This window comes from Bifidobacterium pullorum subsp. saeculare, from assembly GCF_016899725.1.
Lineage (GTDB): Bacteria > Actinomycetota > Actinomycetes > Actinomycetales > Bifidobacteriaceae > Bifidobacterium > Bifidobacterium pullorum_C.
Window position 1 is genome coordinate 1 of sequence record NZ_JACLYU010000129.1, and the last position, 507, is coordinate 507.

Annotated in this window: 1 protein-coding gene; it reads left to right on the forward strand. The window is 54.6% G+C overall.

Annotated features, from left to right (window positions below):
- Positions 1-317 precede the first annotated feature (317 nt).
- Positions 318-507: hypothetical protein (locus tag H7U32_RS09795; protein ID WP_204469857.1), on the forward strand; the 190-nt coding region annotated here is incomplete at its 3' end.

The window sequence follows — 507 nt, forward strand, 5'->3', positions numbered from 1 at the left end:
GTGTCCGATCTGCGACGTAGACGGGGTTGCTTATTGCTCTTCTAGGTGCATGGTCGCGGAGGGACCGAGAACCCCGGAATACGACAAGTGATATATCAACTGATAATAGAACGCTACTCAGCGGTGAGAATCGACTGTCTACAAATGAATAATCAGGAAAAATGCTTGCGTGCGTTTGAGCGGGTTTCAATCTGATATATTAGACACTAGTTCGCTTTGGGGGAGACGATTCTCCATTTCGGCTGGTATCCAGCATCAACGTGGATGGTATCGAAGAGGCGCGTGTGCCGCGGCTTCGAACGATGGGAGTTGTTCGTATGGTTTCGCTGAAGCAATGGCAGCAGTCCCGTGATGAACTTGCGAATATGGGGGTGAAGCTCCCCGCATTCGACGTCGACGCCACCCGCGAGGCCGGCTTGAAGCAGCCGCGCTGGATCCATTTCGGCGGCGGTAACCTCGACCGCGCCTTCCATGCCGAGATCGCCCAGGATGTCATGGATGCTGGCG